The 22607-nt window shown below is 73.0% G+C and carries 16 protein-coding genes and 1 pseudogene; 14 read left to right on the top strand and 3 right to left on the bottom strand.

Annotation, left to right across the window (positions count from 1 at the left end; translation table 11 throughout):
- Positions 1 to 70 precede the first annotated feature (70 nt).
- The 3 genes and pseudogenes from ACFVFS_RS36950 to ACFVFS_RS36940 form a co-directional block, all read right to left on the bottom strand.
- On the bottom strand, positions 71 to 349 hold the full coding sequence (locus ACFVFS_RS36950) for a peptidoglycan-binding protein (protein WP_380629351.1): 279 nt from the start codon (positions 347 to 349) through the stop codon (positions 71 to 73).
- Positions 350 to 452: 103 nt separating this feature from the next.
- On the bottom strand, positions 453 to 1109 hold the full coding sequence (locus ACFVFS_RS36945) for an HAD-IA family hydrolase (RefSeq protein WP_380629350.1): 657 nt from the start codon (positions 1107 to 1109) through the stop codon (positions 453 to 455).
- Between the two features lie 86 nt (positions 1110 to 1195).
- Positions 1196 to 2337 (bottom strand): annotated as a pseudogene (locus tag ACFVFS_RS36940) (dihydrofolate reductase family protein).
- Positions 2338 to 2514: 177 nt separating this feature from the next.
- Here ACFVFS_RS36940 and ACFVFS_RS36935 point away from each other — a divergent pair.
- From ACFVFS_RS36935 to ACFVFS_RS36870, 14 genes are all read left to right on the top strand, one after another.
- A complete protein-coding gene (locus ACFVFS_RS36935) occupies positions 2515 to 3894 on the top strand; it encodes a hypothetical protein (RefSeq protein ID WP_380629349.1) in 1380 nt (459 codons plus the stop codon).
- A gap of 172 nt (positions 3895 to 4066) precedes the next feature.
- Positions 4067 to 4882 carry a methyltransferase domain-containing protein gene (locus tag ACFVFS_RS36930; protein ID WP_380629348.1) on the top strand — a complete coding sequence of 272 codons (816 nt, stop codon included), beginning with the start codon at positions 4067 to 4069 and terminating at the stop codon, positions 4880 to 4882.
- Between the two features lie 194 nt (positions 4883 to 5076).
- Positions 5077 to 6477, top strand: a complete 1401-nt coding sequence (locus ACFVFS_RS36925; protein ID WP_380629347.1) for a DUF4190 domain-containing protein — start codon at positions 5077 to 5079, stop codon at positions 6475 to 6477.
- 34 nt (positions 6478 to 6511) lie between these two features.
- Positions 6512 to 6694, top strand: a complete 183-nt coding sequence (locus ACFVFS_RS36920) for an SPOR domain-containing protein (protein WP_380629346.1) — start codon at positions 6512 to 6514, stop codon at positions 6692 to 6694.
- A 42-nt stretch (positions 6695 to 6736) separates the two neighbouring features.
- Positions 6737 to 7177: a (deoxy)nucleoside triphosphate pyrophosphohydrolase gene (locus ACFVFS_RS36915; protein WP_380629345.1), complete on the top strand. Its 441-nt coding sequence runs from the start codon at positions 6737 to 6739 to the stop codon at positions 7175 to 7177.
- Positions 7178 to 7447: 270 nt separating this feature from the next.
- Positions 7448 to 10222 (top strand): SpoIIE family protein phosphatase, encoded by a 2775-nt coding sequence (locus ACFVFS_RS36910; protein WP_380629344.1) that lies wholly within the window; start codon positions 7448 to 7450, stop codon positions 10220 to 10222.
- A 356-nt stretch (positions 10223 to 10578) separates the two neighbouring features.
- Entirely contained in the window at positions 10579 to 13104 is a 2526-nt protein-coding gene (locus ACFVFS_RS36905) for a SpoIIE family protein phosphatase (RefSeq protein ID WP_380629343.1), read from the top strand.
- 107 nt (positions 13105 to 13211) lie between these two features.
- A complete protein-coding gene (locus ACFVFS_RS36900) occupies positions 13212 to 14933 on the top strand; it encodes an ABC transporter substrate-binding protein (protein WP_380629342.1) in 1722 nt (573 codons plus the stop codon).
- A 313-nt stretch (positions 14934 to 15246) separates the two neighbouring features.
- Positions 15247 to 17151, top strand: a complete 1905-nt coding sequence (gene typA, locus ACFVFS_RS36895; RefSeq protein ID WP_380629341.1) for a translational GTPase TypA — start codon at positions 15247 to 15249, stop codon at positions 17149 to 17151.
- Between the two features lie 440 nt (positions 17152 to 17591).
- The gene (locus ACFVFS_RS36890; RefSeq protein ID WP_380629340.1) at positions 17592 to 19226 is read left to right on the top strand and encodes an ABC transporter substrate-binding protein; all 1635 of its coding nucleotides are present in this window, start codon (positions 17592 to 17594) and stop codon (positions 19224 to 19226) included.
- A 91-nt stretch (positions 19227 to 19317) separates the two neighbouring features.
- The gene (locus ACFVFS_RS36885; protein WP_380629339.1) at positions 19318 to 20262 is read left to right on the top strand and encodes an ABC transporter permease; all 945 of its coding nucleotides are present in this window, start codon (positions 19318 to 19320) and stop codon (positions 20260 to 20262) included.
- Positions 20255 to 21193 (top strand): ABC transporter permease, encoded by a 939-nt coding sequence (locus ACFVFS_RS36880; protein WP_380629338.1) that lies wholly within the window; start codon positions 20255 to 20257, stop codon positions 21191 to 21193. Before ACFVFS_RS36885 ends, ACFVFS_RS36880 begins: the two co-directional genes overlap by 8 nt.
- A gap of 19 nt (positions 21194 to 21212) precedes the next feature.
- A complete protein-coding gene (locus ACFVFS_RS36875) occupies positions 21213 to 22262 on the top strand; it encodes an ABC transporter ATP-binding protein (RefSeq protein ID WP_380629337.1) in 1050 nt (349 codons plus the stop codon).
- The coding region (locus ACFVFS_RS36870; RefSeq protein ID WP_380629336.1) for an ATP-binding cassette domain-containing protein at positions 22255 to 22607 on the top strand (353 nt) is incomplete at its 3' end. The genes ACFVFS_RS36875 and ACFVFS_RS36870, both read left to right, overlap by 8 nt.

Genomic DNA, 22607 nt, shown 5'->3' with positions numbered 1-22607 from the left:
GACCGCGTCCGGGAGGCCGCCCCACCCGCTGAGCGCGGGTCGGGCGGCCTCCCGGCGTTTCCGGGGGCGTTCAGCAGGCGAAGCCCGGGGAGTTGGCGAAGAAGGTCAGGAAGGACCAGGTCTGGGCGCCGATGACGCCGTCGACGGTGATCTTGGCGCAGGACTGGAAGCGTCTCGTCGCGGCGTCGGTGACGGGGCCGAACACGCCGTCGACGAGGAGGTCGTCCCCGGTCAGGGAGTGGTTGAGGTAGCACTGGGCCTGTTTCACGGCGTCGCCCGAGGAGCCCTGCTTGATCGTCGGGCGGGCGGTGGTGAAGTTGCAGGCCTGGGCGGGTGGGTTGGTGGTCACCTCGGGACTCCTTTGCGATCACACCCGATCGGGGGCGAACGGCAGGTCCGTGCCCTTCCAGCGAAGCACAGGGCTCCCGCGGTCGCAGCTCGTGGCCGAGGGGTCAGGCGAGAGTGACGGTGAGGGTGCCGGAGGGGCCCTGGGTGACGGTGAGGGCATCGAGGGTGAGGGCGTGGGCGGTGGGGCGGTGGGCGGCGGCGCGGGGGCCGATGCCGATGACCGGGACGCCGGCCGCGCGGGCGGCCGCTATGCCGGCCTCGGAGTCCTCGAAGGCGAGGCAGTCGGCGGGGGCGAAGCCGAGGGCGGCGGCGCCCTTGAGGAAGCCCTCGGGGTCGGGCTTGCTGGCGCCGACGGACTCGGCGGTGACCAGGACCGGCGGCAGCGTGAGGCCGGCGGCGGCCATCCGGACGCGGGCGAGCTCGGCGTCGGCGGAGGTGACCAGGGCGTGCGGGAGTCCGGCCAGGGCGGCCAGGAAGGCGGGGGCGCCGGGGATCGGGACGACGCCCTCGGTGTCGGCCTTCTCCTCGTCCAGCATCCGCTCGTTCTCGGCGAGGTTGACCTCCACCGGACGGTCCGGCAGCAGGGCGGCCATGGTGGCGTGGCCCTGGCGGCCGTGCGCGACGCGCAGCACCTCGGCCGGGTCGAGGCCGTGCCGCTCGGCCCAGCGGTGCCAGCAGCGCTCGACCACGGCGTCGGAGTTGACCAGGGTGCCGTCCATGTCGAGCAGGAGGGCGCGGGTGGTGAAGGTCGTCGCGGGCATCGGGCGGCTCCAGGAGGCGTGGGGGAGGGCGGGCGAAGGAGATTGTTCATTCATGATACAAAAGATCGCCCCGCCCTTCGAGGGCCTCAGCCCAGCAGGTGCGCGTTGACCGCGCGGGCCTCCTCGGCCAGCTCGGGCAGCTCCACCAGCTCCACGCCGGCCGCCTCAAGCCGGGCCGCGCCCCGGGTCTCGGCGACGAAGGTGGACGGCTCGCGCCAGGCCACCACCACCCGGGGGACGCCGGCCGCGATCAGCAGCTCGGCGCACGGCACCGGGCGGGAGGCGCGCTGTCCGCAGGGTTCCAGCGAGCTGTAGACGGTCGCACCGCGCAGCCGCGGGTCGCCGGCCGGGAGCTTGCCGAGCGCCGCCTCCTCGGCGTGGTCGTGGCCGTCCACCTCGCGGCTGAACCCCTCGGCCAGCACGGTGCCGTCGGCGGCGACGACCACCGCGCCGACCGAGAACGCCGTCCCCGAGGGCGGGCAGCGGCGGGAGAGCTCGACGGCCCGGCGGAGGAAGGCCAGGTCGGCGGGGCGCGGGTCGGTCACGGGGCGGGCTCCTTCGGGGCGTACCTGAGCAGGACGACATCACCCACCGTACGGGCCTCCAGCAGGCGCATCCGCCGGGCCGGTCCGCCGGGGAAGTCCGCCGGGCCGACGAACCGCGGCGCCCCCGCCTGGCCGACCAGCAGCGGCGCCACCACCAGCTGGAGCTCGTCCGCGAGCCCCTGGGCCAGGAACTGGGTGTGCACCCCGCTGCCGCCCTCGACCATCAGTCGCCGCACCCCGCGCGCGCCCAGGTCGTCCAGCACCGCGCCCAGCTCCACCACCGCGCCGAGCGCCACCACCTCGGCCAGCCCGTCCAGCGCCGGGCGCAGGGCGGCGGCCCCGGCGTCCGTGGTGTAGGCGAGCCGCTCGCCGCCGGTGTGCCAGAACCGCAGCGAGCGGTCCAGCCGGCCGCTCGCACTGAGCGTCACCTTCAGCGGGTGCTCCGGGCGGCCCGCCGCGCGCCGGGCGGCCCGCCGTCCGGGGTCGTTGACCAGCAGCCGGGGGTTGTCCGCGCGCAGGGTGTTGCCGCCGACCAGGATCGCGTCGCTCGCGGCCCGCTCGGCGTCCACCCGGTCGAAGTCGGCCGGCCCGGAGAGCAGCAGCCGCTCGGGGGAGGCGTCGTCGAGGTGCCCGTCGAGCGACATCGCGGCGCTCAGCAGGACGAAGGGGCGCGGCGCGGGCATGGTGGAGGGACCGTTCTGTGAGGCGGATGCCCGTCCACGGTACGGCGCCCGCGAACGAGAGGGACGGGTGAGGGCCGGTGTTCGCCGAACGGCCCGCTGCCGTCGGGGCGGCGTTCGCCGACGGGCCCCACCCTGGTCCGGACCTCGCACCGCCCACCACGTCGAAGGGCAGTCACCGTGTCCCGTCCCTCCCGCCGCCTGCTGCCGCTGGCCGTCGCCACCGCCGCCCTGCCGCTGCTCGCCCTCCCGGTCGGACCCGCCGCCGCCGTGACCTACGGCACCCCGACGATCACGTTCTCCGCCGCCTACCTGTCCGGCGCGGTCGGTGCCACCGGCGACCCGACGGTCACCGTCACGGTCGCCCAGAGCGGAGCCCCGGTCTCCTCGCTCACCGTGGCCGCCACCGCCAGCACCCGTACGGCCGTGGCCCGGACCGGCGACGTCACCGTCACCGGCACCGGCTCCGCGCGCACCCTCGCGGTCGCCGCGCAGGGCGTCGGCTACACCGACCTGACCGTCAAGGTCACCGGGCTCGGCGGCAAGACCGCGTCGAGGACGCTGCACTATGCGGCCTCGCCGGCGGTGCAGTTCTCGGCGGACAGCCGCTACCTGACCGGTTCCAGCGACGCCTCGGCGGCGGTGGACGCGGGCGGCGGGTACATCGTGGTGGCCGACGACGAGTCCAACGTGCTGCGGCTGTACGACCGCAACGCCTCCGGGGCGCCCGTCCGCACCTGGGACTTCTCCTCCGCGCTCGGCGTCACCAAGGAGATCGACATCGAGGGCGCCACCCGGGTCGGCAACACCGTCTACTGGACCGGCTCGCTGGGCAACAACAAGGACGGCGAGATCAAGACCGCCCGGCACACCGTGTTCGCCACCACCGTCAGCGGCTCGGGCGCCACCACCCAGCTGTCGCTCGCCGGCTCCTCGACCGCCCTGCGCGGCGACCTGATCGCCTGGGACCGCGCGCACGGCGACCGCTACGGCTTCGCGGCCGGGTCGGCGGCCGGCCAGGCGCCCAAGCAGATCGACGGCTTCAACGTCGAGGGCCTGGAGTTCGCGCCGGGCAGCACCACCACCGCGTACGTGGGCTTCCGGGCGCCGCTCACCCCGGCGGTCACCGGCGGCCGGGCGCTGATCGTGCCGGTCACCAACTTCCCGTCGCTGCTCAGCGGTTCGCACGCCACCTTCGGCGAGCCGATCGAGCTGGACCTCGGCGGGCTCTCGGTGCGCGACCTGCGGCGCAACGCGCTCGGGCAGTACCTGATCGTGGCCGGCTCCTGGGCGGCGGACGACAACTCCGACCCCTACGCGCTCTACCGGTGGGACGGCCGGCCCGGCTCGCAGCCGGTCAAGGTGCTCGACCTGCCGACCGCCGACGCGGGCGGCTGGGAGGCCGTGGCGGACGTCCCGGACCTCACCGCCCCCGGCGCCCGGGTGCAGCTGATCACCGACGACGGCTCGGCCGTGCTGTACAACGACGGCATCGAGGCCAAGGACCTCACCCAGCCGGAGTTCAAGAAGTCGCGGACCACCTGGTTCACCCTCAACTAGGCGGTACGGCAAGGCCCTCGGCCCCCGTTCGGACGGTTCGCCGTCCGGGCGGGGGCCGTTTCGTCCCCGGCGCCGGAGTAGTCGGAATGTGAGACGAATCTTCTTGAAATGCGGGACGCGGAGTAGCGTCGGAGCCGTCGAGGAGCCGGCCGATCCCGAGGGGGACGTCACCATGACCGCACCGAAGCCCGCCGTCTACACCCACGGCCACCAGGAGTCCGTGCTGCGTTCGCACCGCTCCCGGACGGTCGAGAACTCCGCCGCCTACCTGCGCGGCCGGCTGCGGCCCGGACAGTCCGTGCTGGACATCGGCTGCGGCCCCGGCACGATCACCGCCGACCTGGCCGAACTGGTCGGTCCGGGCGGCCGGGTGGTGGCCGCGGACACCTCCGCCGAGGTGCTGGAGGCGGCCGCCGGGTACGTCGCCGGGCGGGGCCTGTCCAACGTCGTGTTCGAGGCCGCCGACGTGCACCGGCTGCCGTACGCGGACGGTGAGTTCGACGTGGTGCACGCCCACCAGGTGCTGCAGCACGTGACCGACCCGGTCGGCGCGCTGCGCGAGCTGCGCCGGGTCACCGCCGAGGGCGGCGTGGTCGCCGTCCGGGACGTCGACTTCGCGACCATGGCCTGGTACCCGGAGGTGCCCGAGCTGGACCGCTGGCTGGAGCTGTACCGGCGGATCGCCCGGCACAACGGCGGCGAACCGGACGCCGGGCGGCGGCTGCTGTCCTGGGCCCGGGCGGCCGGCTTCACCGACGTCACCGCCACGTCGAGCACCTGGACGTACGCGACGCCCGAGCAGCGCGCGTGGTGGGGCGGGCTGTGGGCGGACCGGATCACGGACTCCGCCATCGCGCGGACGGCGGTGGCCGAGGGGTACGCGGACGAGGCCGGACTGGCCCGGATCGCGGACGGATGGCGGGCCTGGGCGGCCGCCGGGGACGGGTGGTTCGCGATGCTGCACGGGGAGGTGCTGGCCCGGCGCTGAGCCGGGGGCGGCCGTGCGGTGACGGGATGGTTCGTGGGGCGGGGAAAAGGCGCGCGGGTGTTTCACAAGATCGGGTAGAGTCGCGCGCCTGTTCCCGTACCCGACGGCCCGACGGGGCGATCCGCCCGTGGGCTCCGCGGGTCGTCGTCCTGCCGAGCTGTCGCCCGCCATCCGCGGGCCGGGGGAGATCGCACGTGTCCACGCCCGAGTCCGACGCCGCCGCCCCCGAGCCGGTCGAGCGGGTCGAGCTGACCAAGCCGACGGCCGCGCCCGCGCCCGCCGCGGAGCAGCCCTCCGCGCTTGCGCCCGCCGCGGAGCAGCCCTCCGCGCCCGTGACTCCCGAACCCGCGACCCCCGGGCACCCGGCGCCCGCGCCCAGCCCCTGGGCCGCGCCCGCCCCCGTCGCGCCGCCCGCGGCCGACCCGTGGGCCGCCCCCGTCGGCCCGCCGCCGCCCTTCGACCCCGACCAGCCGCGCCCCACCGGCTGGGCGGCCGTCACCCCCGCCGCCCACGCCGGCTTCCAGCCCGGCTTCCCCTACCCGCCGGCCCCGACGGTCACCAACGGCTTCGCGGTCGCCGCGCTGGTCACCGGCCTGCTCTGCATGTGGCCGCTGGCCCTCGCCTTCGCGATCGTCGCGCTGGTCCAGATCCCCAAGCGGAACGAGAAGGGCCGCGGCATGGCGGTCACCGGCGTGGTCACCGGCGTCCTCGGGGCGATCGTCACCCTGGCCGGGTTCCTCGGCCTCGCGGCGGCCGGCTTCGAGGAGGAGGAGCAGTACGGGGACACCCGGCGCGGCCCGAAGGGCTCGGTGGCCATCAACGACCTGACGACCGGTGACTGCTTCGACCAGCCGCCGCTCGGCTCCGGCCAGAGTGCCGAGACCGCGAGCGTCTACTGGGTGCGCGTGGTGCCCTGCTCCTCGCCGCACCACGGCGAGGTCGCCGGGTTCTCCAACCTCGCGGGCCGCGGTCCCGCCGAGTACCCCACCCTGACCGAGATCGAGAAGGCCGCCTCGCGGCTCTGCAACCCGGTGCGCGACGACTACGCCCTGGACTCCTGGCTCGTCCCCGACGGCATGGAGGAGTCCTACTACTACCCGAGCCGTGTCGGCTGGGCCTCCGGCGACCGCCGGGTGACCTGCACCTTCCAGGACGAGACGCGGACGCACACGGGCAGCGTCCGCACCGACCGGACCAAGCTGACCCAGGCCCAGCGCACCTACCTGGACGCCGTCCAGGCCTACAACGGCGCGCTCGCCGTCCAGCCGGAGGGCGAGGCCGACGAGGAGCCGGCCGAGTACCGGACCTGGGCGAAGACGATGGCCGGCGCCTGCCGCAAGGAGGTCGCGGACCTGTCGGCCAACGGGATCGACTGGCCGGCCGGGGCCCGCGCCAAGCTGATCGAGCTGGGCGCCCTCAAGCTGGACGCGGCCAACGCCTGGGACGCGGCCGCCAAGTCCACGGACGACGAGACGCTCCTGCGCGAGGTCGGGAAGGCGCAGGCGCTGTCCGTCAAGAGCGGCAAGCTCGCGGTGGACATCCGGAGCGAGCTGGGGCTGTCGACCGGCGAGCAGGCCTCCGAGGTCCGGGTCTGACGGGCCGTCGCGCCGGAGGGCCTAGCCTGGCGGCATGGACACCTACCGGGTGATGCGGCAGGACGACAACGGCAACCGGTTCCTGGTCGTCGGGGGGATCGAACGGGAGGCGGCCGAGCGGCTCGCGGCCGAGTTCGAGGCGCGCGGCCACAAGCAGCTGTACTGGGTCGAGGCCGAGCCCGCCGGGGCCTCGGAGGCGCGCGGCCCGCGCGACTGACGGGCAGGCCGTACTGACGGGCAGGCCGTAGGGTCGGCGTCCATGGACAGGACCATGGACCGGCCGGAGCCCGCCGGCGGCGGCGCGGCGGAGAACCGGATCGTCGTCGGCGGCGCGCTGATCCACCGGGGGCGGGTGCTCGCCGCCCGGCGGAGCGCGCCCGCCGAGGTGGCGGGGCGCTGGGAGTTCCCGGGCGGCAAGGCCGAGCCGGGGGAGACCGAGACCGAGGCGCTGGAGCGCGAGCTCATGGAGGAACTGGGCGTCCGGGCCCGGGCGCTCACCCGGCTGCCCGGCGCGTGGCTGGTGCGCCCGGGCCTGGAGCTGCGGCTCTGGGCGGCCGAACTCCTCGCGGGGGAGCCGCGCCCCCTGCAGGACCACGACGAGCTGCGCTGGCTCGGCCCGGCCGAGCTGGCCGACGTCGCGTGGCTGGAGCACGACCGGGAGGTCCTCCCCGAGGTCGCCCGCCTGCTGACCGCGCCCTGAGCCGCACGCCGCACCCCCTCGCCCTCCACACCCCCCTCGCCCTCCGCACCCCGGTGCGGGCCGGATGGTACCGGCCCGCACCGGCGAACCGCCGTGCCGCGCCCGGGAACGACGCGTGGGGGCGACGGATCGGGCAAATCGGAAAAGCCGGTGCGACCGGCGGGATAGCCTTGGTCCTGCTGGGTATGTCACTTTTCGGCACTATTCGTCACCATCGGTGAGCCGCCCCAGCCGGCGACGCCGATCCGAGCAGAGCCGGAGGCCCCGTCGGTGTCGAGCAGCGGGTACGGCGGCGGGGGAGCGAGACGGTCGGGCGCCGGGGGAGGCGCCGCCGCCCGCGCCCGGCTGCGCCTCGGCGCGAACCGGACGACCGGCGGCCGGGAGCGGCCGACCTTCCCCCGACGGGGCGAGGGCGCGCCCGAGGGGGCGTCGTCCGCCCGGCCGGCGCAGCCTGCCCCGTCGCTCACGGTGCCCGATGCGGCGCCGCCGACCGGCATCCGCAGCCGCCCGGGACGGCCCTTCCCGGGCGGTCCGCGCGCCGTTCCCGCACCCCTCGGCGTCGGCGGCGAGCGCGTCGGCGGCAGCCTCTTCGACGTGGTCAGGGTGGCCATCGCGATCCTGGACACGGCCGGCCGGGTGGTGCTCTGGAGCCCGGCCGCCGAGGAACTGCTCGGCTGGCCGAACGAGCTGCTGGTCGGCCGCCGGATCGACACCCTGGTCCCCGACGAGGAGCAGGTGGCCCGGATCCGGACCGCGATCCAGGACACCCTGCGGCACGGCCACTGGTCCGGGCCGGCCGAGCTGCGCGACCGCGAGGGCGCCCCGGTGCTGGTGGACGCCCGGATCTCGCTCCTGGTGGACGGCGACGGCACCCCGTTCCTGCAGGTCAACCTGGCCGAGGCGGCGGCCGTCCGGGCGGTGGAGCGGGACCTCGCGGTGCGCGACGCGCTGTTCGAGCAGTCCCCGCTGGGCATCGCGATCATGGACACCGAGCTGCGCTACACCGCCGTCAACCGGACCCTCGCCGAGATGAACGGCGTCGCACTGGAGGACCACGTCGGCCGCACCACCGGCGAGACCCTGCCCGAGCGGGCCGCGGACGAGATCACCGCGATCCAGCGCCAGGTGCTGGCCACCGGCGAGCCGGTCATCGACGTCACCCTCGCCTCGCCGATCACCGCCCGCTCCGGCTACCGCTCGGTCTCCTACAGCCGGATGACCGACCGCTCCGGCCGGGTCCTCGGCATCTCCGGCACCGTGATGGACGTCACCGAGCGTTACCGGGCGGTGGCCAAGGTCGAGCACGCCCGCCGCCGCCTCTCGCTGCTCAACGAGTTCGGCTCCCGGGTCGGCGACCTGCTGGACGCCTCGCGGATCGCACAGGAGCTGGCCGGCGCCGTGGTGCCCCGGCTGACCGACCACGCCGCCGTCATCCTGCTGCAGGCCGTCGCGCACGGTGACGACCTGCCCCGCCACGGCCACGACCGCCGCACCTCGCTGCTCCAGCTCGGCACCGCCTCCGTCCAGGACGGCCCGGAGGTGGAGGTGATGCTGCGGCGCGGCGCCCGGATCACCTTCGCCGAGGACTCCGCCTGCGGCCGGGTGCTGCGCACCGGCGTGCCCGAGCTGCTCTCCGGCGCCGACCAGCTGAGCGACGTCACCTACGCCGGCGACCCGAAGATGCAGGCGGCGCACGACCTGGGCGTGCACTCGATGCTGGTGGTGCCGCTGCGGGCCCGGGGCATCGTGATCGGCCTGCTGCTGGTCAGCCGGGCGGGCTACCGCGAGGGCTTCGACCGGGACGACCTGGCCTTCACCGTCGAGCTGGCGGACCGGGCCGGCTCCTCGCTGGACAACGCCCGGCTGTACGCCCGCGAGCGCACCGCCGCGCTCACCCTCCAGCGCACCCTGCTGCCGCAGCAGGTGCCGCAGCCCACCGGCGTCGAGGTCGCCTACCGCTACGTGCCCGGCAGCAGCGGCACCGAGGTCGGCGGCGACTGGTTCGACGTCATCCCGCTGCCCGGCGACCGGACCGCGCTGGTGGTCGGCGACGTGATGGGCCACGGCCTGCGGGCCGCCGCGACGATGGGCCGGCTGCGCACCGCCGTCCGGGTGCTGGCCGCCCTCGACCTGCCGCCGGACGTGCTGCTGCGGCACGTCCACGAACTGGCCGACGACCTCGCCCAGGGCCCGGACGAGGCGCTGCTGGCCACCTGCGTGTACGCGGTGTTCGACCCGGCCACCGCGACCCTGACCGCCGCCAAGGCCGGCCACATCCCGCCGGTGCTGGTGGTGCCGGGGGAGGAGGCGGACGGGCCGACCCGCGACGGCGGTCCGCTGCCCGGCGGCGCCGGCCGGATCCTGGAGCTGCCCTCCGGCGCCCCGCTCGGGGTCGGCGGCGTCCCGTTCGAGTCCGTCGAGCTGAAGATCCCCGAGGGCAGCCTGCTGGCGCTGTGCACGGACGGCCTGGTGGAGTCCCGGGACAAGGACCTGGACGTCGGCCTGGACCGGCTGATCACGGTGCTCCAGCAGCCCTACGCCTCGATCCAGGCGGCCTGCGAGGCGGTGCTGGACACCATGGAACAGGGCCGCGAGCCGGACGACGTGGCGCTGCTGCTGGCCCGGCTCGGCCACGGGCAGGCCGGCACCCCGACGGCGGGCTGGACGCTGCCCGCCGAGCCGACCGCCGTCTCCCGGGCCCGCCGACTGGTCCGCGCGACGCTGGCCGAGTGGGGCGTGGAGGAACTGACCGACACCGCGGAGCTGCTGGTCAGCGAACTGGTCACGAACGCCGTCCGGTACGCGAGCGCGCCGATCGGGGTGCGGCTGACGCTCGGCGAGACGCTGCTGGTGGAGATCTCCGACCCGCTGCCGGACCCGCCGCGCGAGCGGCACGCGGCCGAGGCGGACGAGGGCGGCCGCGGGCTGGAGCTGGTGGCCCTGCTGGCCCTGCACTGGGGGGCCAGGGCGGAGGGGATGGGCAAGGTGGTCTGGTTCGAGCAGGCGCTGCCGGGCACCCCCGAGGCGGAGGCGGCCGGCGGCTGAGCGGTGGCCGGACGGCGGCGCGGCGGTGACCGGACGGTGGCCGGATGGTCGCGGCGGCCGCCCGGGAGAACGCCGCTGCCCAGGCCCCCGGGAGGCTCTGGGGGAGCGCGCGCCCCGGAAGGGGGCGCGAGCGTGGCATTGTGGTTGCGCGGGCGGTAGGACAAAAACCTTCGCCCGATCTGATGTTGTGATGTTGAGGGCGTGTGAACGTACCCCTCGATGATGAATACTCGGTCTTCTCGACATCCGGACGGTCGCGGGTTTGGAGGGGTCGGTCCGTGAACAGCACCCCGGCGCGCAATGCGCCGAGCAGCAGCGGTCATGCCGCTGTACCCGGGCAGGCCGGCGCTCAACACGTGCCCGGTCCTGCCCGTCGCCTGCCCGCACCCGCCCGCGCCCCACGGCCGGCGGCCGAGGAGCAGCGGTGGGGTGCGGGGGATCCGGGCTCGATCTACGACTACATCCGGGTCGCCACCTTCGCGATCGGCCCGGACGGCCGGATCAGCCAGTGGAGCGACCGCGCGGCCGAGTTCTTCGGCGTGCCCGCCGCCGAGGCGGTCGGCGCCGACCCGGTGACCACCTTCGTCCCGCGGGAGCTCTGGCGGCGCGGCCGCGCCCGGCTGGAGCGCACCCTGGCGGGCGAGGAGTGGGTCGGCACCACCCCGTACCGGCACGCCGACGGCGGTGAGGGCCTCGCCGAGCTCTACCTCATGCCGGACAGCGAGCCGCCCGCCGCGGGTGCCACCTGTCTCGCGGTCGACCTCGGCCGGCTCCGCCGGATCGAGACGGATCTGGCCGCTTCGGAGGCGGTTTTCGGACAGACCCCGACCGGCTTCGTCCTCTTCGACGACCGGCTCCGGCTGCAGCGCGTCAACGACGCCTTCGCCTCCGGGATGGGCCTGGCCCCCACCGACCTGGAGGGCCTCACTCCGCACGACATCTTCCCCGGCTCCGAGGCGGACCGGCTCTCCGCGGCCCTGCGCAAGGTGCTCGCCAGCGGCGAGCCCGTCTTCGACCTGCGCTTCCACGCCGCCGTCCCGACCCGCGAGGGCAACCGGCTCTGGGCCGTCTCGCTCTACCGCCTCAACGGCCCGGCCGGCCAGCCGATGGGCGTCGCCGGACAGGTCTCCGACGTCACCAGCCGGCACGTCGCCGAACGCGAGGCCGACGGCGTGCGCCGCAACCTCGCGCTGCTCAACGAGGCCAGCGCCCACATCGGCTCCACCCTCGACCTGGAGACCACCGCCAAGGAGCTGCTGGACGTCGTCGTCCCGCCGTTCTGCGACCTCGCCACCGTCGACCTCTACACCGCGCTGCTCTCCGGGGAGACCGTGCCCAGCGCCGGCCGGCTCGGCGACACCGTGCTCACCGACGGCAGCGGCGAACTGCGCCGGGTCGCCGTCTCCAGCGTGGTCGGCGGCGCCTCCTCGGTGCTCGGCTCGGTCACCGGCCTGCCCATCGCCGAGGCCGGCGGCACCCTCTGCTACCCGCGCCGCTCGCCGCACGCCCGGGCGCTGCGCACCGGCCGCAGCGTCGTCCCCGAGCCCGGCCCCGACCCGCTGCTGCGCTCCACCCTGATCGTCCCGCTGGTCGCCCGCGACCAGGTGCTCGGCCTGGTCCAGCTCTCCCGGGCGATCGGCAGCGAGCCCTTCGACGCCCGCGACGTCGCGATCGCCGAGGAGCTCGTCGCCCGCGCCGCCGTCTGCATCGACAACGCCCGGCTCTACCGGCGCGAGCACGAGCGCGCGCTGATCCTGCAGCGCAGCCTGCTGCCCCCGGGCAACCCGGTCGCCAGCGGCCTGGAGATCGCCTGCCGCTACCTGCCCAGCAACAACAACACCGAGGTCGGCGGCGACTGGTTCGACGTCATCCCGCTGCCCGGCAACCGCACCGCCCTGGTCATCGGCGACGTGATGGGCCGCGGCCTGCGCGCCGCCGTCGCGATGGGCCAGCTGCGCACCGCCGTGCGCACCCTGGCCATGCTCGACCTCGAACCCGGCGAGGTGCTCGCGGCGCTCGACGAGATCGCCCGCGGCCTCGGCGACGACACCGCGCCGACCGGCCGGTCCAACCCGTACGGGCGGCTCACCTCCAGCGCCGACGAGGAGGCCCGCGAGGTCTACCTCGCCACCTGCGTCTACGCGGTGTACGACGCGGTCACCCGGCGCTGCACCTTCGCCAACGCCGGCCACCTGCCGCCCGTCCTGCTCGGCCCCGGCGAGCCCGCCCGGATGCTGGACGTCCCGCCCGGTCTGCCGCTCGGCGTCGGCGGCGAGCCCTTCGAGGAGGTCGAGCTGACCCTCCCGGACGGCGCCGTGCTCGGCCTCTACACCGACGGCCTGGTGGAGAGCCGCAAGCACCAGCTGGACGAGGGCCTGCGGGCCTTCCGGCACGCGCTCTCCGACGGCGGCAAGGGCCTGGAGGACCTCTGCGACCACGTCCTCGGCGAGCTCAACCCGCACCACGGCGAGGACGACATCGCCCTGCTGATGGCCAAGGTGCACGCCTTCCCCGACGACGCCGTCGGCCAGTGGTTCCTGCCCCCCGAGCCCACCTCGGTCGCCAAGGCCCGCGAGGCCGCGTGCAGCTGGCTGCTCGCCCGGGGCCTGGACGAGCTGGTCGACACCACCGAGCTGCTGGTCAGCGAGCTGGTCACCAACGCGCTGCGGCACGGCCGGGGCGAGATCCGGCTGCGGCTGCTGCGCGACCGGACCATGGTCTGCGAGGTCTGGGACGACGGCTACGCCCAGCCGAGGCAGCGGCGCGCCCACGAGACCGACGAGGGCGGGCGCGGGCTCCAGCTGGTCAGCCTGCTCGCCGAGCGCTGGGGCAGCCGGCGCACGCCCAAGGGCAAGATCGTCTGGTTCGAGCTGGGGCTCTAGACCGGGCCCGCGGAGCCGGGCGGCGATACGGCCGACCGGGTGCTGTCGCCCGGCGGGCCGCCGTGTCGGGGCCGCCGGGCGCGCGGGGTCGGCGTTCGATGGCCGCCATGCGCGCCCGCCTCCCCGTCGCAGCCGTCGCGCTGCTGCTCGCCCTCGGTGCCACGGCCGGCTGCCTCGGCGGCCCCGCCCCGGCCCGCACCGGCCGGACGCCCGACCCCGCGCCGCCCGGCCCGGCCGTCGTCACCGGGGACCTCCGCCCGGTCGACCGCGGCGCCGTCCGCGGCGGCGGCACCCTGCGCTGGGCCGTCGACGCCGTCCCGGCCACCGTGAACGTCCACCAGCCCGCCGCCACCGCCGACTCCGCGCTGCTCGCGCACGCCCTCTACCCCGCGCTGTTCCGGCCGGACGCGCACGGCGAGTGGGTCCCGGACCCGGACTACCTGGCCGCCGCCGAGTCCACCCCGCCCGGACAGCTGCCCCAGGTGGTCACCTACCGCCTCAACCCGCACGCCGTCTGGAGCGACGGCACCCCGCTCTCCGCCGCCGACTTCGCCGCCCAGCGGGCCGCGCTCTCCGCCACCGGGCCCGCCGGGTACGCGGCCGTCGAATCCGTCGCCCAGGGCGCCGACCCGCACGAGGTCAGGGTCACCTTCCGCCGCCCCTGCGCCGGGTGGCAGGCCCTGTTCGACCCGCTCTACCCCGCCGCCGAGACCGCCACCCCCGCCGCCTTCGGCCGTCCGCTGCCCGGCGGCACCGCCCACCCGACGGCCGGCCCGTTCCTGGTCGACGGGTACGACCCGGCGGGCGGGAAGGCCGTCCTGGTCCGCAACCCGTTCTGGTGGGGCGCGCCGGCCAAGGCGGACCGGATCGAGTTCCTCGCCGTCCCGGCCGAGCGGCGGGCCGAGGAGCTGGCCCGGGGCCGGCTGGACCTCGCCCCGCTGACCGCGGCGGTCGAGCGCGCCGGGCCCGGCACCGCCGAGGCGCTGCGGGCGACCGCGGCGCTGCCCGGCGTCACCCTGCACCGGGCCGCCGGGGCGGGCCTCGCCCAGCTCACCCTGAACACCGCCCGCGAACCGCTCACCGACCCGGTGCTGCGCCGGGCGCTGGCCCGGGCCGTCGACCGGCGGCACGCCGCCGACGCCGCGTTGACCCCGTTCGGACTGCCCGCCGCCGTGCTCGGCCACCACCTGCTGGCCGGCGACCAGCCCGGCCACCGGGACGACGCCGACGCGCTGGGCGGCGCCGATCCCGGGCGGATGCTGGACACGGCCGGCTGGAAGCGCCCCGCCGCCGGCGGCACCCGGACCCGGGGCGGGCGCGAGCTGGCGCTCACCCTGCTGGTCCCGGCCGCGTCCGCGACCCTCCGGCGGGCGGCCGACGCGGTGGCGGCGGACCTCACGGCGGCCGGGGCGGCCGTCCGGGTGGTGGAGGCACCGGCGGACACCTTCGTGGCCGGCCACCTGGCCACCGGCGACTTCGACCTCGCCCTGTTCTCCTGGCCCGCCGGTCCCGATCCGGCCGACGAGCAGCGGCCCGTCTACGCCAAGCCCCGCCCCGGCCCGGACGGCACCCCGGTGGCCGACCGCAACTACGCGCGGGCCGGGACGGAGGAGATCGACCGGCTCCTCGACCGCGCCGCCGCCGAACCCGACCCGGCCGCCCGCCGCTCCCTGCTCCAGGAGGCCGATGTGCGGATCTGGCAGCTGGGCCACTCGGTGCCGCTCTTCCAGCGCCCGGAGGCGGTGGCGGCCCGGGACGGCGTGGTCGGCGCCGGGGTCCGGGGCCTGGCCCGCCCGCGCCTCCAGGACCTCGGCTGGGCGGTCGGCTAGGACACCTCGACGGGCCGCTCCAGCAGCCGCTCCCGGTCGGCGGAGCGGAGGCGGTGGATCACGGCCGGGGCCCGGCGGAGTCCGAATGCCGGGTGAAGGGAAAGTGACCGAGCTGTGATCTTGGTCCCGCGCGCCATGCCCGTTTCGGCCGAGCTCTGCGGTTCCCCGTACCATAGGAGGAAGCCGTGGCATGTCCTGCCCGGCGGGTGGACCGGTAGTAGCAGGCGGAACGGGTGGTGGCGGCCGAGGGGTCGCAAGTGCGCGTCACGCAGCCGGGCGCCGTAACCCACGATTCCAGGAGAATCAGCTAGGCATGCCCACGCGTAACGACATCCGTAACGTCGCCATCGTCGCCCACGTCGACCACGGCAAGACCACCCTGGTCGACGCCATGCTCAAGCAGGCCGGCGCCTTCGCCGCGCACCAGCAGCTGGACGACCGGATGATGGACTCCAACGACCTGGAGCGCGAGAAGGGCATCACCATTCTCGCGAAGAACACCGCGGTCAAGTACCACCCGAAGGACGGTGGCGCGCCGATCACCATCAACATCATCGACACCCCGGGCCACGCCGACTTCGGTGGCGAGGTCGAGCGCGGTCTGTCGATGGTGGACGCGGTCGTCCTGCTGGTCGACGCCTCCGAGGGCCCGCTGCCGCAGACCCGCTTCGTGCTCCGCAAGGCGCTCACCGCGCGGCTGCCCGTCATCCTCTGCATCAACAAGACCGACCGTCCGGACGCCCGGATCGACGAGGTCATCAACGAGACCTACGACCTCTTCCTGGACCTGGACGCGGACGAGGACCAGATCGAGTTCCCGATCGTCTACGCCTGCGCCCGTGACGGCGTCGCCTCGCTGACCAAGCCGGAGAACGGCACCGTTCCCGCCGACAGCGACAGCCTGGAGCCGTTCTTCTCCACCATCCTGGAGCACGTCCCGGCCCCGACCTTCGACGCGGACGCCCCGCTGCAGGCCCACGTCACCAACCTGGACGCCGACAACTTCCTCGGCCGCATCGCGCTGCTCCGCGTCGAGCAGGGCGAGCTGCGCAAGGGCCAGACGGTGGCCTGGATCAAGCGCGACGGCACCATCTCGAACGTCCGCATCTCCGAGCTGCTGATGACCGAGGCGCTCACCCGCAAGCCGGCCGAGGTGGCGGGCCCGGGCGACATCTGCGCCGTCGCCGGCATCTCCGACATCATGATCGGCGAGACCCTCGCCGACCCGGAGAACCCGATCGCGCTGCCGCTGATCACGGTGGACGAGCCGGCCATCTCGATGACCATCGGCACCAACACCTCGCCGCTGGTCGGCCGGGGCGGCAGCGGCAAGGGCGCGGACGCCAAGTCCGCCGGCCGGGTCGACCGCAAGGTCACCGCCCGCCAGGTGAAGGACCGCCTGGACCGCGAGCTGATCGGCAACGTCTCGCTCCGCGTCCTGGAGACCGAGCGCCCGGACGCCTGGGAGGTGCAGGGCCGCGGTGAGCTGGCGCTGGCCATCCTGATCGAGACCATGCGCCGCGAGGGCTTCGAGCTGACCGTCGGCAAGCCGCAGGTGGTCACCAAGGAGGTCAACGGCAAGACCCACGAGCCGGTCGAGCGCCTGACCGTCGACGTGCCCGAGGAGCACATGGGTGCCGTCACCCAGCTCATGGGCATCCGCAAGGGCCGGATGGACAACATGTCCAACCACGGCTCGGGCTGGGTCCGGATGGAGTTCGTCGTCCCGTCCCGCGGTCTGATCGGCTTCCGGACCGAGTTCCTCACCAACACCCGCGGCACCGGCATCGCCCACTCGATCCACGAGGGCCACGAGCCGTGGTTCGGCACCCTGACGACCCGCAACAACGGTTCGCTGGTCGCCGACCGCGCCGGCGTGGTCACCGCTTTCGCGATGACCAACCTGCAGGAGCGCGGCGTGCTCTTCTGCGACCCGGGCACCGAGGTGTACGAGGGCATGATCGTCGGCGAGAACTCGCGCGCCGACGACATGGACGTCAACATCACCAAGGAGAAGAAGCTCACCAACATGCGGTCGTCGAACGCCGACGTCGCCGAGTCGATCGTCCCGCCGCGCAAGCTCTCGCTGGAGCAGTCGCTGGAGTTCTGCCGCGAGGACGAGTGCATCGAGGTGACCCCGGAGACGGTTCGCATCCGTAAGGTCGTCCTGGACCAGAAGGACCGCGGGCGTACCGCCTCGCGCGCCAAGAAGGCGTGATCGCGGCGTTCTGAGCCCTTCCGGCGGTGCTTTGGCCGGAAACGTTCGCCCCCCTTTCCGATGGAGAGGGGGGCGAACTTTTTCAACTACTCCATGCAGTCGACGCGCGTATAAACGGAATAGCGCTTACCACGCCGAGGTGTCCGCTGAGCGAACGTGACAGTCCGTCATTCATGACGACTGTCCGGTTGATGCCTGTCTGAGTATGTCTCATATGTCCGATTTTCGAAACTTACCGACCGTTCATGTGACCTAATTGAGATCGGCAGTGGTCACTTTCGTGTCCGTGCGTGACACATAGTGGGTGCAGTCAGGCTCGGGTCAAGGGTTAACGCGCAGGGGTGCGCGCCGAAACCACGAGCGCGGACGGCACGGCGGACCGGATCACTCGCCCGCGGTGCTCTCCTCGTTGGAAAGTCGAATTCAGGAGGCATCCCCCCATGCGTGGTGCAACCCAGACCAAGTGGATCGTCGCGGCGACCGCGATCGCCCTCGCGGCGACCGCCTGCAGCACCAGCTCGAAGAGCGACGACAAGGCCGCCTCCGGCGGCGGCTCGATCGCCGTCCAGCTCGGTGAGCCGCAGCACGGCCTGGTCCCGCAGAACACCGCGGAGTCCGAGGGTGCCGAGGTCCTGAACGCGCTGTTCGCCGGCCTGGTCGAGTACGACAGCAAGACCAACGAGCCGAAGCTGCGCGTCGCCGAGTCGATCGAGTCCCCGGACAGCAAGGTCTGGACGATCAAGCTCAAGGACGGCTACACCTTCCACAACGGTGAGAAGGTCACCGCCCAGTCCTTCGTCGACGCCTGGAACTGGGGCGCCAACCAGGACAACGCGGCCGAGGGCCTGCCGTTCTTCGCCAAGATCGACGGCTCCGCCGACCTGTCCCCGGGCAAGGACAAGAAGCCGACCACCGACAAGCTCAAGGGCCTGCAGGTCGTCGACGACAAGACCTTCACCGTCACCCTGACGAACCCGTTCTCCCAGTTCAAGACCATGCTGGGCTACAACGCGTTCTACCCGCTGCCGAAGGCCTTCTTCCAGGACCCGAAGTCCTTCGAGGACGCCCCCATCGGCAACGGCCCGTTCCAGATGGACGGCAAGTGGGAGCACAACAAGCAGATCAAGGTCAAGCGCTACGACAACTTCCCGGCCGCTGACGGCAAGGCGAAGCTGCAGGGCGTCACCTTCAAGATCTACGACAACCTGGACACCGCGTACAACGACCTGCGCGCCGACAACATCCAGGCCACCGACAAGCTCCCGATCTCGGCCATGGGCACCGTCAAGGGCGAGTTCGGCGACCGCTACATCTACAAGCCGGAGTCGGGCGTCGGCTACATCGGCTTCCCGATCTCGACCAACCCGGCCGTCTACGGCAAGCCGGAGATCCGCAAGGCGATCTCGATGGCGATCGACCGGGAGTCGATCACCAAGCAGATCTTCTCGGGCACCCGCGTTCCGGCCGACGACTTCATCAACCCGCTGATCCCGGGCTACCGCAAGGGCGCCATGGGCGACGCGGCGAAGTTCGACCCGGCGAAGGCCAAGCAGATGTGGGACACCGCGGGCGGCGTCCCCGGCAACACCATCGAGCTGGGCTACAACGCCGACGGCGGCCACAAGGAGTGGATCGAGGCCGTCGCCAACCAGCTGAAGAAGAACCTCGGCGTCGAGGTCACCACCAAGCCGTTCGAGAAGTTCGGCAAGATCCTGGACGCGCTGGGCGCCAAGCAGTACTCCGGTGCCTTCCGCATGGCGTGGTCGATGGACTACCCGTCCATCGAGAACTACGAGCGCCCGATCTTCTCCAAGGTCGCGATCGAGAACGGCTCGAACTACGGCGGTTACGTCAACGAGCAGTTCGAGTCGCTGCTGGACCAGGCGGACCAGGCGAAGTCCCCGGAGGAGGGCCTGAAGCTGTACCAGCAGGCCGACGACGTCCTGATCCAGGACCTGCCGTACATCCCGGTCTACACCTACATGTCCTCCGCCGCGTACTCCAAGAAGATCAAGAACTTCGACACCGACGCCCAGGGTCGCATGAACCTGGACGAGGTCGAGCTCGCCGGCTGATCTGAGACGCAGACATTAGGGGGCGGGTGGAGACCGGACCACAGTCCGGCTCCCCCCGCCTCCCTTCCTTGTCCGAAAGTGTGGAGGTCTAATGGGCCGCTATGTGATCCGCCGACTGATACAGGCGATCCCTGTCCTTATCGGCGCGACGCTGCTGATCTATGCGTTGGTCCACTACCTGCCCGGTGACCCGGTGCAGGCGCTGGCCGGCGAGAAGCGAGCCGACCCGATCGTGGCGGACATGATCCGCCAGAAGTACCACCTGAACGACCCGTTCATCGTTCAGTACTGGAACTACATCACCGGCGTCTTCCAGGGCGACCTGGGAGAGAGCCTCACCGGTCGCCCGGTGAGCGAGATGATCGGGGACGCCTTCCCGTACACCGTGAACCTCGCCCTGGTGGCCTTCGTCATCGAGGCGGTCGTCGGTGTCGCGGCCGGTGTCATGGCGGCCCTGCGCAAGGGGAAGTTCCTGGACCAGCTGGTCCTCATCAGCACGCTGCTGGTCATCTCGATCCCGGTCTTCGTCACCGGCTTCGTGCTGCAGCTCGTGCTCGGCGTCAAGCTGAAGAACGACTACGGCATCGAGATCTTCTCGGTCTCCTTCAACGAGGAGGACGGGCTCCGCGCGTACCTGCTGCCGGCCTTCGTCCTCGCGTCGATGTCGCTCGCGTACGTCGCCCGCCTGACCCGCACCAGCCTGATGGAGACCATGCGCGCGGACTACGTCCGCACCGCGGTCGCCAAGGGCCTGAAGCGGCGCCGGGTGATCGGCCGTCACGCGCTGCGCAACGCGCTGATCCCGATCGTCACCTTCCTGGGCGCCGACCTCGGCGGTCTCATGGGCGGTGCGGTCATCACCGAGCGGATCTTCAACATCCACGGCATCGGCGGCCTGCTCGCCCAGTCCGTGTACCAGAAGCAGGGAACGATCATCGTCGGCGTGGTCACGCTGCTGGTGCTGATCTACCTGATCACCACCCTGCTCGTGGACCTGCTGTACGCCGTGCTCGACCCGAGGATCCGCTATGAGTGACACGATCACCAAGGGCCCCGAGGCCCCTTCCGACGACAACGGCGCCAAGGGCGGGGCGAAGGCCCAGAAGCCCGAGCGCGTGGCGAGCCTCTGGTCGGACGCGCTGAGCGACCTGCGCCGCAACCCGATCTTCATCATCGGCGCGGTGCTGGTCTCCTGCCTGCTGATCATCTCCGCGGTGCCGCAGCTGTTCACCGACGGCAGTCCGTTCGCGGGCGGCGCGTGCGACCTGGCCGACTCGCTGAAGCGGCCGAGCGCCGACCACTGGTTCGGCTTCGACGTTCAGGGCTGTGACATCTACACCCGCACCGTCTGGGGCGCCCGCAACTCGGTCATCGTCGGTGTGCTGACCACCTTCACGGTCACCGTGGTGGGCTCCCTGCTCGGCCTGCTGGCCGGCTGGAAGGGCGGGATCGTCGACTCGATCCTGTCCCGCTTCACCGAGATCTTCTTCTCGATCCCGCTGCTGCTCGGCGGCATGCTGATCATGTCGATGCTCGGCACCGGCAACGCCTACACCGTCTCGCTGGTCATGGCGGTCCTCGGCTGGCCGCAGATCTTCCGCATCATGCGCGCCTCGGTGCTGGCCAACAAGAACAACGACTACGTGATGGCGGCCCGCGCGCTGGGCGCCGGCTCCGGCCGGATCACCTTCCGGCACATCCTGCCGAACGCCATCGCGCCGGTCATCGTCGTCGCCGCGATCTCCCTGGGCGTCTACATCGGCGCCGAGGCCGCGCTGTCCTACCTGGGCATCGGCGTCCAGCCGCCGCAGATCTCCTGGGGCCTGATGATCAGCGACGCCCAGCCCCGCTTCCTGAACGCCCCGCACGTGCTGCTCTTCCCGGCCGCCGTGCTGAGCATCACCGTGCTCGCGTTCATCATGCTCGGCGACGCGGTGCGCGACGCCCTCGACCCGAAGCTCCGCTGAGAGAAGAGGTGACGACCCGATGACCACCGTGATCGAGAAGAACCAGAAGAACGGCCGCCTGGAGGTTGGCACCCCGCTGCTGGAGGTCAAGGACCTCCACGTGGAGTTCCACACCCGGGACGGCGTCGCCAAGGCCGTGAACGGCGTCAACTACTCCGTGGCCGCCGGTGAGACCCTGGCGGTGCTCGGCGAGTCCGGCTCCGGCAAGTCGGTGACCGCCCAGACCATCATGGGCATCCTCGACATGCCGCCCGGCAAGATCAGCCAGGGCCAGATCCTCTTCCGCGGGCAGGACATGCTCGCGATGAAGGAGGAGGAGCGCCGGCTGATCCGCGGCCAGAAGATCGCGATGATCTTCCAGGACGCGCTCTCCTCGCTGAACCCGGTGATGACCGTCGGCGCGCAGCTGGGCGAGATGTTCCGGGTGCACCGCGGCGCCTCCAAGAAGGAGGCCCGGGAGAAGGCCATCGAGCTGATGGAGCGGGTGCGCATCCCCGCCGCCAGGCAGCGCGTGGGCGACTACCCGCACCAGTTCTCCGGCGGTATGCGCCAGCGCATCATGATCGCCATGGCGCTCTCCATGGAGCCCGACCTGATCATCGCCGACGAGCCCACCACCGCCCTGGACGTCACCGTCCAGGCCCAGGTGATGGACCTGCTCGCGGAGCTGCAGGACGAGTACAACATGGGCCTGATCCTGATCACCCACGACCTCGGCGTGGTCGCCGACGTCGCGGACAAGATCGCCGTGATGTACGCCGGGCGGATCGTCGAGACCGCCCCGGTGCACGAGCTGTACGCGCGCCCGGCCCACCCGTACACCAAGGGCCTGCTCCGCTCCATCCCGCGCCTGGACCAGAAGGGCCAGGAGCTGTACGCGATCAAGGGCCTGCCCCCGAACCTGCTGAAGGTCCCGGCCGGCTGCGCGTTCAACCCCCGCTGTGACGTCGCCACCGACCTGTGCCGCACGGAGATCCCGAAGCTGCACCAGGTGACCGACAAGGACGGCAAGGAGCTCACCGGCCGCCGCAGCGCGTGCCACCTCTGGAAGGAGACCCTCCATGGCTGAGCCCATCCTGGAGGTCAAGGACCTGGTCAAGCACTACCCGCTGACCCAGGGCATCCTCTTCAAGAAGCAGGTCGGCGCCGTCAAGGCCGTCGACGGCGTCTCCTTCGAGCTGGCGAAGGGCGAGACGCTCGGCATCGTCGGCGAGTCCGGCTGCGGCAAGTCGACGCTCGCCAAGGTGCTGATGCACCTGGAGACGGCGACCTCCGGCCAGGTGCTGTTCAAGGGCGAGGACATCACCAAGCTGTCCGGCGCGGGCCTCAAGGCCGTCCGCCGGAACATCCAGATGGTGTTCCAGGACCCGTACACCTCGCTGAACCCGCGGATGACGGTCGGCGACATCATCGG

This window comes from Kitasatospora sp. NPDC057692 (genome assembly GCF_042799475.1).
Taxonomy (GTDB): Bacteria; Actinomycetota; Actinomycetes; order Streptomycetales; family Streptomycetaceae; genus Kitasatospora.
This window is presented reverse-complemented; position numbering and strand designations above follow the sequence as displayed.

Excerpts from the sequence above, each read along its gene's own strand:
- ACFVFS_RS36945 (WP_380629350.1), bottom strand. The coding sequence starts at position 1,109 with ATGCCCGCGACGACCTTCACCACCCGCGCCCTCCTGCTCGACATGGAC.
- ACFVFS_RS36930 (WP_380629348.1), top strand. The coding sequence starts at position 4,067 with ATGACCGCACCGAAGCCCGCCGTCTACACCCACGGCCACCAGGAGTCC.
- ACFVFS_RS36920 (WP_380629346.1), top strand. The coding sequence starts at position 6,512 with ATGGACACCTACCGGGTGATGCGGCAGGACGACAACGGCAACCGGTTC.
- ACFVFS_RS36915 (WP_380629345.1), top strand. The coding sequence starts at position 6,737 with ATGGACAGGACCATGGACCGGCCGGAGCCCGCCGGCGGCGGCGCGGCG.
- ACFVFS_RS36900 (WP_380629342.1), top strand. The coding sequence starts at position 13,212 with ATGCGCGCCCGCCTCCCCGTCGCAGCCGTCGCGCTGCTGCTCGCCCTC.
- typA (WP_380629341.1), top strand. The coding sequence starts at position 15,247 with ATGCCCACGCGTAACGACATCCGTAACGTCGCCATCGTCGCCCACGTC.
- ACFVFS_RS36890 (WP_380629340.1), top strand. The coding sequence starts at position 17,592 with ATGCGTGGTGCAACCCAGACCAAGTGGATCGTCGCGGCGACCGCGATC.
- ACFVFS_RS36885 (WP_380629339.1), top strand. The coding sequence starts at position 19,318 with ATGGGCCGCTATGTGATCCGCCGACTGATACAGGCGATCCCTGTCCTT.
- ACFVFS_RS36880 (WP_380629338.1), top strand. The coding sequence starts at position 20,255 with ATGAGTGACACGATCACCAAGGGCCCCGAGGCCCCTTCCGACGACAAC.
- ACFVFS_RS36875 (WP_380629337.1), top strand. The coding sequence starts at position 21,213 with ATGACCACCGTGATCGAGAAGAACCAGAAGAACGGCCGCCTGGAGGTT.